The sequence below is a fragment of the Methanocaldococcus vulcanius M7 genome, assembly GCF_000024625.1.
Lineage (GTDB): Archaea > AGJL01 > Methanococci > Methanococcales > Methanocaldococcaceae > Methanocaldococcus > Methanocaldococcus vulcanius.
This window is the reverse complement of sequence record NC_013407.1, coordinates 833,718-849,025: the sequence shown is the minus strand read 5'-3', so window position 1 is coordinate 849,025 and position 15,308 is coordinate 833,718. Positions and strand designations below refer to the sequence as shown.

Below are 15,308 nucleotides of genomic sequence, written 5' to 3'. Positions count from 1 at the left end.
CTTTTATAATCATCATGTTAAGTATAATATCTTGAAGTTAACTATAAGATTAATTAGTGGAATTAAGAGGATGAAAAAATGGATATAGAAAAAGAGGCATATGATAAAATTATAGAAGCGGGAAAAATTGCCTCAAAAGTAAGAGAAGAGGCAAAAAAAATGATAAAACCAGGAGTAAAGTTAATCGAAGTAGCAGAATTTGTAGAGCAGAGAATTATGGAGTTAGGAGCAAAACCTGCCTTTCCATGTAATCTGTCAATAAACGATATTGCTGCTCACTACACACCAAAATTAAATGATGATTTAGAATTTGGAGATGAAGATATTGTTAAATTGGATTTAGGGGCTCATATTGATGGATATATTGCAGACACAGCGTTAACCGTAGATCTTTCAAAATCATACAGCGATCTAATAAAAGCTTCTGAAGATGCTCTCTATACAGTAATAAAAGAGATTACCCCTCCCATGAATATCGGAGAAATGGGAAGAATTATTCAGGAAGTTATAGAAAGTTATGGCTACAAACCTGTTTCTAACCTCTCAGGGCACGTGATGCATAGATACGAACTACACACCGGAGTTAGCATTCCAAACGTTTATGAAAAAACAAATAAAGAAATAAACGTTGGGGATTTAGTAGCAATAGAGCCATTCGCTACCAATGGTTTTGGAATGGTGAAGGATGGGAACTTAGGAAATATTTACAAGTTTTTAGCAAAAAGACCAGTTAGATTACCGCAAGCAAGAAAACTTTTAGATCATATTTCAAAAAACCACTCCTACTTACCTTTTGCAGAACGATGGGTTTTGAAAAGTGAAAACGAAAGATTGGCATTAAACTCTTTACTTAGAGCTTCATGTATCTACGGTTATCCTATATTAAAAGAAAGAAACGGAGGAATGGTTAGTCAAGCAGAGCATACAATTTTAATAACTGATAATGGAATTGAAATAACAACCAAATAAGTGAGAAAATGACTCTAAAAAAGTTAGAAGAGTTTGGAATAACTTTAAAAAATTTAGTTGAAGCAGGGATGGCGTTATATATTGGAAGTGAAGAAGAGGAAAAAGAAGTTAAAAAAAATCTTGAAAAAATAATTCTAAAACAACTTTCAAATCCAAACGTCTCAACCTTAATAATTGCTGCAATACTTTTAGATAGAGAAGGAAAAAATGGAAAACTTCCCTTTAACTATTCAGACGATCCCAACTACGTCTATGCAGATGAAGTTATCGGCTTAGCAATAGCCAATGAAATAGCAGGAACAAAAGCAATATTCAATTTCAGATTCTACGATGGAAAAAAACCGGGAATTATTGGAAAATTAGATAAAGAGGGTTATATGTTTTTAGATGATGCTATTGCAGGACTCTTAGCAGGATGTATGAGTAAAGTTTTCGAGGTGTGAAAAATGAGCAGATCAAAGGAGTTGTTTGAAGAGGCAAAAAAATATTTGGTTGGAGGAGTTAACAGCCCAGTAAGATACTTTAAACCCTATCCGTTTTTTGTTGAAAAAGCCAAGGACTGCTATTTATTTGACGTTGATGGAAACTGCTATATTGATTACTGCTTAGCTTATGGACCAATGGTTTTAGGTCATGCAAACGAAAAGATAGTTGAGGCAGTTAAAGAGCAACTTGAACTTGGCAGTGCTTACGGATGTCCAACAGAGAAAGAGATTATCTTAGCTAAAGAGGTTGTTAAAAGAGTTCCATGTGCTGAGATGGTTAGATTTGTTAATTCTGGAACTGAAGCGACGATGTCAGCTATAAGATTAGCAAGAGGAATTACTGGAAGAAAGAAGATTATTAAGTTTGATGGAGCTTATCATGGAGCTCATGACTATGTTTTAGTTAAAAGCGGTAGCGGAGCTTTAACCCACGGACATCCAAACTCTCCAGGCATTCCAGAGGAGACAACAAAAAACACAATATTAGTGCCTTTTAATGATGAAGATGCTGTTAAAAAAGTAATAAATGAAAATAAAGATGAAATTGCCTGTATCATAGTTGAACCAGTTATGGGTAATGTTGGTTGTATATTACCAAAAGATGGCTATTTAGAGTTTTTGAGGGAAATAACTGAGGAAAATGACATTTTATTAATATTTGATGAGGTTATAACTGGATTTAGATTGTCTAAAGGAGGAGCTCAAGAGTATTTTGGAGTAGTTCCAGATATTGCTACCTTAGGAAAGATTTTGGGAGGGGGCTTTCCAATTGGTGCGATTGTAGGGAGAAGAGAACTTATGGAGCAGTTTTCTCCATTAGGGGCTATATATCAAGCAGGAACATTTAACGGAAATCCAATATCAATAACTGCCGGAATCGCCACTCTTGAACAGTTGGATGATAGGTTTTATAAAGAAACAGCAAGAACTGCTAAGATATTGGCAGATACATTGAGAGAGTTGGCTGATAAACATAATATTAAAGCTAAGGTTTATAACATTGCTTCAATGTTCCAAATCTATTTCAATGATAAGGAAGTTGTGAATTATGAGATTGCCAAGCAGAGTGAGGTTGAGAGATTTATGAAATACTTTTGGGGATTGTTGGAGAGAGGGGTTTTTGTTCCTCCTTCACAGTTTGAATGTTGCTTTACCTCAATAAAACACGATGATAAGGTTGTTGATAAAACAATAGAAGTTATGGAGGAGGTGTTTAAGATTTTAAAGTAGTTTTTTAGATTACTTTTGTAGTTTATTTAGATTAGGAGATAAGAAGAAAAAGGACACATAATATCAAATGTCTTAGTATTTAAACTCAATCATCCTCCAAATTGGATGATATATGGCTTTATAAACCTCTCTTGCAAAGTTTAAAAATCCTATAAATCCAGTGAATGGATAAAAGTCCTGAGGGAATGATAGAAATGGAATTCCAAATTTTAACGCCATATATTTCTCCTTAGTTCCGCCAACAAATATATCTGGTTTTTTGTGCTTAAATATTAGCTCTAAATCAATCTTTGAGGCATCATCAACTAAGATGGTGTTGTCATCTACATTTATATAAGCATCTAAGTAATCCTCAAAACTACCAAACTGTGAGCCAACTGAAACAACCTCCATGCCCAAATCTTTAAATGCAGAGGTTAGTATTCCTATTTTAGAAGCTCCCATGAACATTCCTACTTTTTTCCCTTTCAACTTTTTTATATAAAATTCTAATTCATCTTTAATTTTCTCAAACTCTTCCTTTATAACATCTCTTGCTCTATCTTCAATTCCAAAGAATTTTGCAATATCCATTAATGATTTTTTTGTATTTCTTAATCCAATAAAAGAAACCTTTAATTGTGGAATATCATATCTATCTTCCATATAGTTTGCTATATATTTTCCAGTTCTTCTGCAATGGACAAGATTTAGCTTAGCATTCTTTGAATTTTTTACATCCTCTACTGAACAATCTCCTGTAAATGTTGCTATAACCTCAATACCTAATTTATTCAACAAATCTTTAATAACCTTTGTTTCATTACATACGTTATATTCCCCAATTATGTTGACCACTAATTTGTCTTTAAATTCTTTCTTAAACTCTCCTTCTTTAATTAATCTAAATAAAGCTTTCATTGCAATTTCATGACCCTTTGATTGATGATAACCGCAAAATCCAGGACAGAATACTGGAATAACTGGAATTCTCAATATATCTTCAGCATCTCTACTAATCCTTTCTATATTATCTCCAATCAATGCAGGAACGCAAGTTATATAAACAAATATTGCCTCTCCTCCTAATTCTTTATGGGATTCAATTATTGTATTGTATAGCTTTTTTTCTCCTCCATAAACAACATCTGCTTCCTGTATATCTGTTGAGATTATAGTATATCTTTTTTTCCTAACGTTCTGCCCATAAAAAGCACAACCAATTGGAGAGTGTATAATATGAAGTGTATTTTTTATAGGGGCTAAAATCCATCTTGCTCCATAATATGGACAACTTCTTTGATTAACAACCCCTGGAGATGATTTCTTATCTGATAGCGGAAGCCCATCCCTTTTTAATGTAATTTTATATGGAAGGACTTTTACAGCATTTTCATTCATACTATCTCCTTTAACACTTCAATTAATTTTTTGTAGTCGTTAACATCTTCACTCGGAGGATGCAAAATATATAAAGAACCATTTTTGAAAACTCTAACTCCCAAAACCTCTCCCTTACTGTTCTCAATAATTGGCTCATAATTCCATTGTTCATAATCACAAATTAGTGTTAGAGTATCAACTATCCCTAACTTCCCTTCTTCGTCTTTAATCTCATATATGTGTGAGTATTTTCTAATTAAATCAGCATATCTTGAAAATTTATCATCTTTGACTTTGATATCATCTCCATCTTTGCATCTAACCACAAAACCATCTCTGGTTAGATGTTTCATTAAATAATGTTCTAAAATCCTCCCTTTTGATATATTTTTAAAGTAAGGATCAATAACGACAACTTTTGGTTCATCTTTGCTTTCTAAGACCTCTTTAACTTTTATATCTTTTAATATTGTGGAGATACTTGACTGATTTGCTGAATATGATGTTAAGTCATTAAAGAATAATGGGAGATAGATAATAGATAGATCATATTTTGCCACATCTATTTTGTTAAATGGAAGAAATAAGCACTCATCTACGTCGTAAGAGTCAATATTATCGAGTTTTTTTCCTAAGAATAGGACTTTCATTTTTTCAACCTCTTTTTTATAGTTATCACCTTATTAAAATTTTTATTAGATCTATATAAATCTTTCGGTATTAGGAATCTTACTTCCTTATAGATTTAAAATATTGATGAAGCTATTGTTAAACGTTGTGCTATGATTAAGTAAAATAAAAGTAGTAAAATGATTTACCTTGACTTGTTGTTTCTAATGTGAAAATAATTTATTAGGCCTTCTGCATCTAAAATTTTTCTTTCCACACCTTTTGGCACCTTACAATCAAGGATAAGATTTTCATTTGCAGTTATCTTCTCATTATCTAAGTCGATTTCAACTATATCATTGTCTTCTAATTCGTCTGTATTTGCGATTATTGGAAATAGTCCAATGTTTATCGCATTTCTATAAAATATCCTTGCAAAACTTTTTGCTATAACTGCTTTAATGCCACAATACTTTATTGCTATAACCGCCTGTTCTCTACTTGAACCACAACCAAAGTTTTCCCCCGCAACAATGACATCTCCCTCTTTAACCTTTTTTGAAAACTCTTTATCAATTCCATACATACAATATCTCGCTAATTCATAAGGATCAGTTGTTTTTAAATAAGGTCCTGGGATTATTGCATCAGTATCAACATCATCCCCAAACTTATGAACTCTTCCTCTAATCATACTTTCACCCTTCAATTTATGTATGTCTTTTAGTAACATTCCTATTTTTTGCATATAAATATTTCGGAATAGGGAAAGTTATTTCCTAATGATGACAGAAGAAGATATTGAAATTTTAACATTCATATCTTTTTTAAGCCCCATTCTATTTGCCTTAGATCTTATAACTTCACAAATTAAGGTAATTCCATTCACGTCAAGAATTGCTCTAACAGTTGACAAGCTTAAAGGATAAACATCTATAATTTCTGCGTCAAATATATTTTCCTTGTTGTAGTGATATCTGCAACCTCCATCTCCTACGAGCATTATATCTTCCGGTCTTATGGCTAAAATTGCATTTCCTTCTTTTTGTGGTTTGTCTATAATAATGTCAAGGTCTCCTTTGAATATGTATTTCTTCCCATCTTTTTTTATTTTTCCTTTTAAAAAGTTTTTATATCCTACGAATCTCGCTACAAATTCATTTTTTGGAGTATTTATTATTTCATTTACATCTCCAAATTGTTCTATATTTCCATCCTTAATTATTGCCATGTGTTTAGCAAGTGCAATTGCCTCGATAAAATCATGAGTCACGTGAATAAATGTTAAATCTGAACTTTCATGAATTTTTTTCAATTCAATAATTAGATTTTCATGAGTTAATTTATCTAATGCACTTAATGGCTCGTCTAATAGTATGATCTTTGGATTAACTACAAGTGCTCTTGCCAGTGCAACCCTCTGTTGTTCACCCCTACTGAGTGTTTTTGGATTCCTATTTAAAAGATGACTTATCCCCAACATTTTGCTTATTTCTTTTACCTTCTCCTCTCTGATTTTTTTATTCCTTATTCCGATGCCGATGTTATCTTTAACGCTTAAATGAGGGAATAAATATTTACCATGGCACATTACTATTTTTCTATCGCTTATTGGCTTATTTGTTATATCCTCTCCATCCAAGTAAATACTTCCCATATCTGCCTTTCTAAATCCTGCTAATATCTCCAGAAGTGTGGTTTTCCCACTACCACTCGATCCTAAAACTACGAAGTAATCATTTTCGTATACCTCAAGATCGTCAATTTTTAGAGTAAAATATGCAAGTTTCTTTTCTAAATTTACAATTTTTAGCATGTTTATCTCCCGAGTTTGCAGAATCTTTCGACTTTTAATATTTTGGAGATTCCTGCTATTGTTGTGCCGTAGAATATTATTTTTTTGTTGTGTTTTTTAGCGAGGTTCCAGATTTCTTCGAAAGTTCCGTTTGCGATGGTTGAGCCAGTTGCTAAAACAATATCTGAGTTTTTTATTACTTCTTCATTGTATTTTCCGTGGATTATTCTAACTCCATACTTTATTTTTCCAATATTTTCAGGATTTAAATCACTTACTAATACATTTTCCGCTCCAAAGGTATCTACAATCTCTTTAACAAATGCTGGTTGTAATCCAACAACTCCGATCTTCTTCGGATTTAATTCTTTTAAATATTTAACCAACTCTTTTGCACACTTCTCTGGCTCATCCCCCGAGCAGTGGACTGTTCTATCCACTAACCCAAGATACCTCATAACTGCATTTAACGTTGCCACAACCTCTGCCCTACTTCCTTTATCCAAAAGCTCCCTTACAGTTCCTTTAAATTCAACGGGTTTATCTGTGAAGGCATCCCCATAACATCCTTTAAAATCAGCCCTCAACAAAATCTCCTTCCCACTCATCAAAGGATAATCCTTAATTCGAGTAGTATCCAACTTAGTATCAGAAATCTTTATCTCCACAACCTCATCCAATAACCTATTCTTTTCAACAAGATCTTTTAAAAACCCTCTAACATCAACCATAACGTTCACCAAATTTATTTACATTAGTTGTCGCTAAGAAACTCTGCTTAGGGCGGTAATGAATTCAGATGAAAACCTAACGGTTTTCATTACTCTCCTCGCTACGCTCGAAGATAGGGGAGGTGGGTGGGGAAATCTTATATATCCAATTTGATATAATAATTATTGCCCCCAGTCCACGTTATTATGGGTGGGATTCAGGCAAAATCTTCGATTTTGCTACCCGAAGCTTCGCTTCGGTATCGAAAATCCCACCGCTGGGGGCTAACGGTTGAGAGGAGGTAGCCCCGAGTCCCGTTAAGGGATAGGGGTAGTGGCTTTGGCGGAGCCCTCTGCTCTCCCGAAACTCCGCCCTTTAGGGCGGAGAGCCGTCATTTTGTATTATGTATACCATATAATATATTGGCCATAATAATATAAGTCATTAACTATTCATAATCCGACGTAAAAAAATCAAAATATATCTTTTATTATTTTTATATGTGGTGTTTTCTATTTTTTAACGTTATTTTCTTTTTAACTTTGTTTCTTTTTTAATGTGCTTAGTATAAAACGTCTCTAAAATAAAAAAATAATAAAAAATAAATAAAAAGAAAAACAAAAACATCATACTTTATATCACATTTAGATTTATAAATGTAAGTAAAGGTTAAAATTATTAAAAACAAAGTTAAAAAAAACAAGATATGTATCGGTAAATTATTAAAATTTTAAAATTAAAAAGAAATTACGGAGGAGAGATAATTAAAAAAAGAGCACTGTTAATTTTAAGAAAGGACAAAAAATATGACAACAAAAGTATTGATGAGTTAAAGGAACTGGCAGAGGTTTTGTATAGGCCGATTAAGTCAGTTGTTCAAATTAGAAAGCCGGATCCAAAATATCAAATAGGTAGTGGGTTAGTAGAAAAATTAGTAGAGATAATTAAAGAAGAGAATATTGAGATAGTTATAGTAGGAAATACATTAACTCCTTCTCAGAAGTATAATTTAGCAAAAAAATTTAAAGTTGAAGTAATAGATAAAGTTGAGCTTGTTTTGAGGATATTTTATAAACATGCTCGAACCAAGGAGGCGAAACTGCAAGTTCGATTAGCAGAACTTCAATACGAGCTTCCAAGAGCAAGAGAAAAAGTTAGATTAGCTAAAATGGGAGAACAACCAGGATTTGGAGGATATGGAGATTACGAAGTTGAAAAATACTATCAAAAAATAAAAAAAGAGATTGCAACGATAAAAAGAAAGTTGGAAAAAGTTAAAGAGCATAGAAAAATTGCAAGAAAGAGTAGAGAAAAGTTCGATTCTGTAGGATTGATTGGATATACAAACGCTGGAAAAACAAGTTTATTAAATATATTAACAGGAGAAGATAAAGAATCTAAAAATCAGGTCTTTACAACACTAACTACAACGACAAGAGCAATAAAAGGTATTAAGAGGAAGATACTAATAACTGACACAGTTGGATTTATGGATGATCTTCCTCCGTTCATGATAGAAGCGTTTCTATCAACAATTGAAGAAAGTGCAAACAGCGATTTAATACTAATAGTGGTTGATTCATCCGATAGCATTGAGGAGATCGAAAGGAAGTTAAAGGTAAATCATGAAATTTTAAGTAAGATTAACTGCAAATCCCCGATAATTACCGTTCTTAACAAGGTAGACAAAATCTCAGAGAAAAAGAAAAATGAGATCATAGACAAACTTGAAAGATACTTAGTAAATCCAATATTCGTTTCTGCAAGATATGGAGAGAATATCGATCTTCTCATTTCAAAGATCTTAGAAAACTTAAATCTCTCAACAGGAACGGTTGAAACCTGCGATCCAAAAGTTATATCTTATCTTTATGAAAACACAGAAATAATAGAGGATGTAATGGAAGGATCAACACATATTATAACATTTAGAGCAAAAGAGAAAGATGTAAATAGAATACTAAAAACACTTCGAAAGGTGAAATTGTGAAAATAAAACCCGAATGTGCTATATGTATAGTTAGGCAGGTTGTTGAAGTTGTAAAAGAAATATCAAAAGATGAAAGTGAGCAATTTAAACTAATAAAAGATACGATGTCTGTTATTACAGAGGTTTATGGGGAAGAGGCAGTTCCTGCGTGGATGGGAACTGTGGTTCATAGGCATTTAAAAAAGATTAGTGGAAACAGCGATCCTTACAAAACATTAAAAGAAAAAGCCAATAAAATAGCACTTAAATATTTGGAAAAAGTTAGAAAAATGAGTGATGAGGGGGATGATCTCGAACGTTTAAGAAAGAAGGTTTTGGCATCAATTGCTGGAAATGTTATTGACTTTGGAGCTTACAGTGTAGAAGTAGATATTGAAAAAATGATCGAAGAAACCCTAAACGGAACGTTAGCATTAGATAACAGCAGAGAACTATTGGATGATTTAAAAAATAAGGATATAAAAAAAGTTTTATATATCTGTGATAATGCAGGAGAGATAATATTTGATAGGGTCTTAATGGAAGAGATCAAAAAATATGGAAAAGAAATTGTTGCAGTGGTTAAAGGAAAGCCGATATTGAACGATGCCACATTAGAAGATGCGAAAATTGCAAAAATTGATGAGATTGGAAGAGTTATAACAACAGGTTCAGATATAATAGGCGTTATCTTAGAAGAATGCTCTTCAGAATTTATAAAAGAGTTTGAAACAGCAGATATGATTGTGGCTAAGGGAATGGGGAATTATGAAAGTTTAACAGAATATGAAGACAGAATAAAAAAACCAATATACTACATATTAAAGGCAAAATGCAAACCAGTTGCTGATCATATAGGTGTTAAAGTAGGAGATAACGTGCTCTTAAAAAGATAGTCAATAAACCATCTAAAAAATCTAAATTAAAAACTAAAAATTTAAAAATTCTTATCCAATCTTAAAGAAATCACTTAACTTTACCTGCTTACTTTTATCATTCTCAAATATTGAGTTTATTCCCTCTCTGATAATTTTTAGTCGCTGTTTTATATAGTTGTTTACATCATACTGCTCCGCCATTTTTTCAGCAACGTCCATATATTTTTCAACAGCTCCTTTTGAAACTGTAAGAATAAGCTTTGATCCACACTTTGGGCATTTTCCTCTTAATGGAACCCTTCTGAATTTTGCTCCACACTTGCATCTAACTGACTGTCTCGAAAAAGCTCTTAAATTACCTATTAAATCAGGAATAAAGTGGGATTGAATAACTTTCTCAGCAACATCTTTTTCATCCGTAGCCCTAATTTTTTTCGCAACAAGTAACTGAGAGGCGGTTTTTTCCAGCATCGAACCAAGTGTTTTATAGGCACAAACCTTCGGTCCCAAATCAACTCTCGATGTCTCATGAGTATAGCCAATTCCCTCATACTGCTCTGGCTTTCCTAACCTATCCTCAACCGTCTCCATAATATCCTTAACATCTTTTGGAGAAGGCATCTCTAAGGTTTTTTCATAAAACTCTAATGGATAACTCCACATCGTATCCATGTTGTGAACTTCTCCATCGACCTCTTTCGGATCTAATATGGTTGTTAAGACCAACGGAGCATCCATCTGCCCTCCTCTTTTATCGGGCAGGAATTTTTTAGAGAAGTTTAAGAATGCATCTAAAAGTAGGAAGAAACTGTCCTCATCTCCATCACATTGGAATGTTTGAATATTCTCGTTTATAATTACATTGTGATACTTCTTAGCATTTAAGGTATAGATAAATTCATCATTCGACTTTATTATTTCAACCTTTTTAACTTTTACAATCCAACCAAAGTTATGTTCTGTTGAATCATTTTTTCTTACTTTATTTTTATGTAATTCATAGATCATCTGCTTTCTTTTTAAGAAAAATCCAATCTCTTTAAAGAATATATCACAATAATATCCAGATATATTTAGAGCATAAACAGCTAATTTTGGATTTTCTTTTCCTCCTCCCTCCACATTTTTATCATCTATCCAGTAAGTTTTAATTCCAAATCTATTTAGAAGTAAGTCAATATCCTCCAACAACGTTTTGTTTATGCTATAAACAGAAATTCTCGGTTTTGTATTGGAAATGCTTCCCTCTACATCAAAGTAGGCAGATAACATTAACTTAACCTTCTCCTTTGGCAACTTAAAGATAAAGCTTGGAATTCTCTTTGATTTTGCATTTTTACCAATTTTTAAAACTCTTGTGAAGAATAAATAAACAACTCTTGATGATAAGCTCAATTTTCCTTCTTCTTTACTCTCATATACGTTTATACCTCCAAATGCCTCTTTTATGGATTTTTTAATATTTTCTCTAATTTCTTCTTCTGAATTTGAGAAGTTTATTTGATAGACAGTTTTTGATTCTCTTGCATATCCTTCAGAGAGATAGTAGCCAATAAGCTTTAATAAGGGTTCAATTTTAATAATCCTATTAATATTCGTTTTATCATCTTTAACTGCAATATAACAGTTTTTTGGAACCTCATCAATTGTTAAATTTGATTTTTCTAATAATATAAGAAGTTTATCCAAAGGTATTGTATCATATTTTAAATATTCATCTAACTTCAACTCTCTAATTAATTCTTTACCAATATTTTCTTTAATCCAATTACTAATTCCTATAACTCTTAAAATACTCCACAGATCTTTAAACTCTTCTTTTGAGAATTCTTTTAATAAGTCGAACTCCTCTATATTATCTTCTTCAAAATCAACCTTTGGAATTAGCATTAAGTCCCCTTCTTTAACATCCATAGCTAATTTTTTGATAAATTTGCCATTTTCATAAACCATAACTGAGTGGTCGTGAGTTGTTATAAACTCTCTATTTCCATCTAACGTAATCTTTATTTGATGATTTGGAGATTCTAACTTTATAACTTCCTCAATATCTGTTAACACGACGTTTTTATGTTCTGGATTAAAGGAATAAACCTTAATGTTTTTATTATTTAATGGTTTTTTTCTGACGAATGCATCGTTTTCAAAGACCTCGTATTTTTCATCAAACAACTCGTATAGTTCTTTTAATGTAATTCTCTCAACATTTCCATCTATATTTACTAAAATCCTTGTATCTCCTGGGAAACAGTTTCTTCTCTTTGCAGCGTGGAAGTAAGGATGGGCATAACCAACTCTTGCCTCAGTATAACCAATTATTCTTCCAACCATTCCTGCAGATGTGTGAGGAGCCATTCCGATAACTAAATGTCCAATTAAATCCTTTTTCTCTTTTACGTTATAGAACCTATCCATCTTATAGAGTTTTTCTAACAACTCATCTATAAAGTTTGCAACCTTCACAAAATACTCTGCACAGTTTTCTGGGATTATAACATCCTGAGGTTTGAGTTCTAACACCTGATCCTCATCTACTAATTCTCTACCGTGTATATCCTTCTCATATCCGAGTTCTTTAAGTTTTTCTACACTAACATTTATTTCACTTGGTTTAAAGTGAGTTATTGGAACATCTGTGCAGTCAAATCTTGTAGTTCCATCCTTAAAGACATAAACCTCATTCATTGCCCTTAAAATTGCTTTTTCTAATGGCTCAACGATCTTCTGCTTTGATGTCATCCCCTTAATACACTTAACATCTCCTGGCTTATTTATTCCCAACCTTTTTAACGCATTATACCAATAATCTTTTAGAGGAGCTTTTATCTTTCCAAACTTATTTAACTCCACCTTAGTTCCGCAAAATGGGCAAACTCTATATAAAGAAATTTTTTCACACTTCGGACATACTGCATACGAAACATCAATATCATCAGTGTTGTTTTCCTCAACTGCTTTGTTTATTAACCTAACTTGTCCTCCAGCGTTTCCTATTGGGAATAAACCATTAACTGGGGGCTTCATCTTTCTTGGGGCAGCTTTCTCTGGTCTTCCCATTCTTGCTCCGACATAAACATAGGTGTTTCTTCTAACTTCAAAAGGAGATAACAAGTTTACGAAATGGATAGAATTTTTGGCAGAGTTTGCAGTTTCTTCTATATTTTCAACTAAATCCTTTTTATTCTCAACATCAAACCCAAGAGAGTAGAGTAATGGATAATACTCCTCAATTACAACCTTTTTATTTCTAACTAAATGACAGCAACCAATTAACTCTAAAACTCTCTTTGCCTTTTTATCTTCCTCTGTCTCTAAATCTACAATCCAAACTTTTTTTCCTTCAAAATTATCTTCTTTTCCTTTTAAAAGCCAGTTTCTTAGTAGTATTATCTCCTCTTTACTAACATCGTGCCAGTGGTATGTAAATCTTGGATGGAGAGGGGTCTTTGTCTCTAAGGCAAATTTCACTGCCTCATCTGGTCTTGGGTTTCCTATAAACTCTTCATTGTAGGAGATATTTTTTGATTTTAGGAGTTGTTCATACCACTCCTCACACCAACAACTTGGTAGGAGAGGATGGTTATTCTCTAAAAAATCACCATAATTAACTAAAACGTCTCCCAAAAATAAAATTTCATCAACTCTATTTCTCAATTCAATTGCTTTTTCGGCTGTTTCAACTCTAACAACATCTCCATTTTTCAAACGAACAATTGGTGGCTCAATACTATCAACTGGCACAACACATGTTGCTTTTCCTGGTCGTTCTGTTTTAAGTTGAGTTCCAACTGCCATAAATTCATCGACTAAATACATTAATGCAGGATGAAAACCTTGCGTAGCAAAGCCGGTATTTCTACTCCTTCCATATCTCAACCTAAATCCACCAACCTTCGAAGGATGGGCAAAAACAGGTCTTCCAGCAATAACTTCACTTATAAACTTTTTATTTGCTTCAATATTAACATCTCTCCAGTATCCTTCTAATTCTTCATCGTTCTCTTCATCTATCTCTTCATCTTCCACTTTCTCCTCTGATTTATTATCATCTTTTTTACCCTTTAGATCTTTAAGCCAATCCCATCCTTCTATTCCCAATTTATCAACATGTCTTAATATTTTTGGTGCTTTTAGCAAAACCCCTTCAACTAAGACCAATAAAGCTCCTCCCCTTATTTGATTTGTCTCAACTCTCGGAAGATCTCTATGTCCCGAAACTTCAACGTTATCTGTTGCTTCTCCTGTAATCTCTATGGGAATATTTCTTATAGCAGTTCTAATTTCATCAGCGGTTGGACTGTATTGAAAACTTCCAACTTCTGATTGATATAACTCAACCTCCTCCACGTATCTCTCGATCTCATCCTCCGTTGGTTTGTATTTATCTAAATTCATAGCTTTTCTTACAAAGTCCCCAACTAAAACGGATAGGGCCTGAGCAGTTCCTCCTGCACTTCTTATTGGCCCTGCATAATAGATTGCTAAATATTCAGTTCCATCTGGATTTTTTTTGATCTTAACATCTGCGATTCCTTCGAGTGGAGCAGCGACAATCCCCTCTGTTAAAACCGCGAGTGCAGTTCTAACTGCCTGTTCCGCTTTTTTTTCCTTTTCAAAATTTCCAAATTTTCCCTCAACGATCTCCTTAGCGATCTCTAAAGAGGCAGGTTCTTTTCCAAGTTCTTTTACCAATTCCCTTATTCGTTTTGCCACACCTTTTGGTCCAACTAATCCTTCAACCCTATCTGCCATATCAACAGCTAAGGGGATCTCTACTTCATCAGTAGGATCAAACCCTCTACTTCTACACTCTTCTGCTATTTTGTAAAGTTTTTCGACTTCTTTTACAATATTTTCAAAATATTTTCTCATATTTTCTGAACATGCAACATGAATCATAATTATCACACTTAGATACTCAGATGAATGATGGTAATTGCAAACCTATTATCAATCTGAAATACTATTATCTGACATACTATAACTCATTCATTTATAGCCATTTTGTATTTATAAACTTAACATTTTGGATTTTAATTAGTCCATCAATAAACTTAAAGCATTAACGACTCAACTAAAATCCTGAGTTTTAAAATAAATCAATACCTATGTTATTTACCATGCAGTTATTTTAACATTATCGATATGACATCTTTATATTTTAGTGTTTAGATGTAAAAGGACCTATGATCATGAAATAAAAAAGCAAATATATGCAAGGTATATATTTTTAGAGACAATTACAATAGTTTTGAGATATTAAGGTTAGTAGCTGATAATCAAATAACGACTCAACTCTT

At 32.8% G+C, this 15,308-nt stretch carries 11 protein-coding genes; 5 read left to right on the top strand and 6 right to left on the bottom strand.

What is annotated here, in order from left to right; all coding sequences use genetic code 11:
* Positions 1 to 78 precede the first annotated feature (78 nt).
* The 3 genes from map to hemL are packed head-to-tail and all read left to right on the top strand — an operon-like array spanning position 79 to position 2,684.
* Complete coding sequence (map, locus tag METVU_RS04255; protein WP_015732947.1) at positions 79 to 969, top strand: type II methionyl aminopeptidase; 891 nt, start codon at positions 79 to 81, stop codon at positions 967 to 969.
* Positions 970 to 977: 8 nt separating this feature from the next.
* Entirely contained in the window at positions 978 to 1,412 is a 435-nt protein-coding gene (gene cobZ, locus METVU_RS08975) for an alpha-ribazole phosphatase CobZ (RefSeq protein WP_015732946.1), read from the top strand.
* 3 nt (positions 1,413 to 1,415) lie between these two features.
* Positions 1,416 to 2,684, top strand: a complete 1,269-nt coding sequence (gene hemL, locus METVU_RS04245) for a glutamate-1-semialdehyde 2,1-aminomutase (RefSeq protein ID WP_015732945.1) — start codon at positions 1,416 to 1,418, stop codon at positions 2,682 to 2,684.
* Positions 2,685 to 2,756: 72 nt separating this feature from the next.
* Here hemL and METVU_RS04240 read toward each other — a convergent pair whose 3' ends face one another.
* From METVU_RS04240 to METVU_RS04220, 5 genes are all read right to left on the bottom strand, one after another.
* Positions 2,757 to 4,064, bottom strand: a complete 1,308-nt coding sequence (locus tag METVU_RS04240) for a nitrogenase component 1 (RefSeq protein ID WP_015732944.1) — start codon at positions 4,062 to 4,064, stop codon at positions 2,757 to 2,759.
* Positions 4,061 to 4,696, bottom strand: a complete 636-nt coding sequence (locus METVU_RS04235; RefSeq protein ID WP_015732943.1) for a hypothetical protein — start codon at positions 4,694 to 4,696, stop codon at positions 4,061 to 4,063. Before METVU_RS04235 ends, METVU_RS04240 begins: the two co-directional genes overlap by 4 nt.
* A gap of 164 nt (positions 4,697 to 4,860) precedes the next feature.
* Complete coding sequence (hacB, locus tag METVU_RS04230) at positions 4,861 to 5,349, bottom strand: homoaconitase small subunit (RefSeq protein ID WP_015732942.1); 489 nt, start codon at positions 5,347 to 5,349, stop codon at positions 4,861 to 4,863.
* Positions 5,350 to 5,427: 78 nt separating this feature from the next.
* Positions 5,428 to 6,471, bottom strand: a complete 1,044-nt coding sequence (locus METVU_RS04225) for an ATP-binding cassette domain-containing protein (protein WP_015732941.1) — start codon at positions 6,469 to 6,471, stop codon at positions 5,428 to 5,430.
* Between the two features lie 2 nt (positions 6,472 to 6,473).
* Positions 6,474 to 7,181, bottom strand: coding sequence for a Rossmann-like domain-containing protein (locus tag METVU_RS04220; protein WP_015732940.1), 708 nt, complete (start codon positions 7,179 to 7,181; stop codon positions 6,474 to 6,476).
* 698 nt (positions 7,182 to 7,879) lie between these two features.
* Between METVU_RS04220 and hflX the strand changes: the two genes are divergently transcribed.
* A complete protein-coding gene (gene hflX / locus METVU_RS04215; protein WP_449405459.1) occupies positions 7,880 to 9,151 on the top strand; it encodes a GTPase HflX in 1,272 nt (423 codons plus the stop codon).
* Positions 9,148 to 10,026 carry a damage-control phosphatase ARMT1 family protein gene (locus tag METVU_RS04210; protein ID WP_015732938.1) on the top strand — a complete coding sequence of 293 codons (879 nt, stop codon included), beginning with the start codon at positions 9,148 to 9,150 and terminating at the stop codon, positions 10,024 to 10,026. Before hflX ends, METVU_RS04210 begins: the two co-directional genes overlap by 4 nt.
* Before the next feature lie 51 nt (positions 10,027 to 10,077).
* On the opposite strand, the gene METVU_RS04205 is transcribed toward METVU_RS04210, so the two are convergent.
* Positions 10,078 to 14,907 carry a DNA-directed DNA polymerase II large subunit gene (locus tag METVU_RS04205; RefSeq protein ID WP_015732937.1) on the bottom strand — a complete coding sequence of 1,610 codons (4,830 nt, stop codon included), beginning with the start codon at positions 14,905 to 14,907 and terminating at the stop codon, positions 10,078 to 10,080.
* Between the last annotated feature and the right edge of the window lie 401 nt (positions 14,908 to 15,308).

Excerpts from the sequence above, each read along its gene's own strand:
- map (WP_015732947.1), top strand. The coding sequence starts at position 79 with ATGGATATAGAAAAAGAGGCATATGATAAAATTATAGAAGCGGGAAAA.
- cobZ (WP_015732946.1), top strand. The coding sequence starts at position 978 with ATGACTCTAAAAAAGTTAGAAGAGTTTGGAATAACTTTAAAAAATTTA.
- hemL (WP_015732945.1), top strand. The coding sequence starts at position 1,416 with ATGAGCAGATCAAAGGAGTTGTTTGAAGAGGCAAAAAAATATTTGGTT.
- METVU_RS04240 (WP_015732944.1), bottom strand. The coding sequence starts at position 4,064 with ATGAATGAAAATGCTGTAAAAGTCCTTCCATATAAAATTACATTAAAA.
- METVU_RS04235 (WP_015732943.1), bottom strand. The coding sequence starts at position 4,696 with ATGAAAGTCCTATTCTTAGGAAAAAAACTCGATAATATTGACTCTTAC.
- hacB (WP_015732942.1), bottom strand. The coding sequence starts at position 5,349 with ATGATTAGAGGAAGAGTTCATAAGTTTGGGGATGATGTTGATACTGAT.
- METVU_RS04225 (WP_015732941.1), bottom strand. The coding sequence starts at position 6,471 with ATGCTAAAAATTGTAAATTTAGAAAAGAAACTTGCATATTTTACTCTA.
- METVU_RS04220 (WP_015732940.1), bottom strand. The coding sequence starts at position 7,181 with ATGGTTGATGTTAGAGGGTTTTTAAAAGATCTTGTTGAAAAGAATAGG.
- METVU_RS04205 (WP_015732937.1), bottom strand. The coding sequence starts at position 14,907 with ATGATTCATGTTGCATGTTCAGAAAATATGAGAAAATATTTTGAAAAT.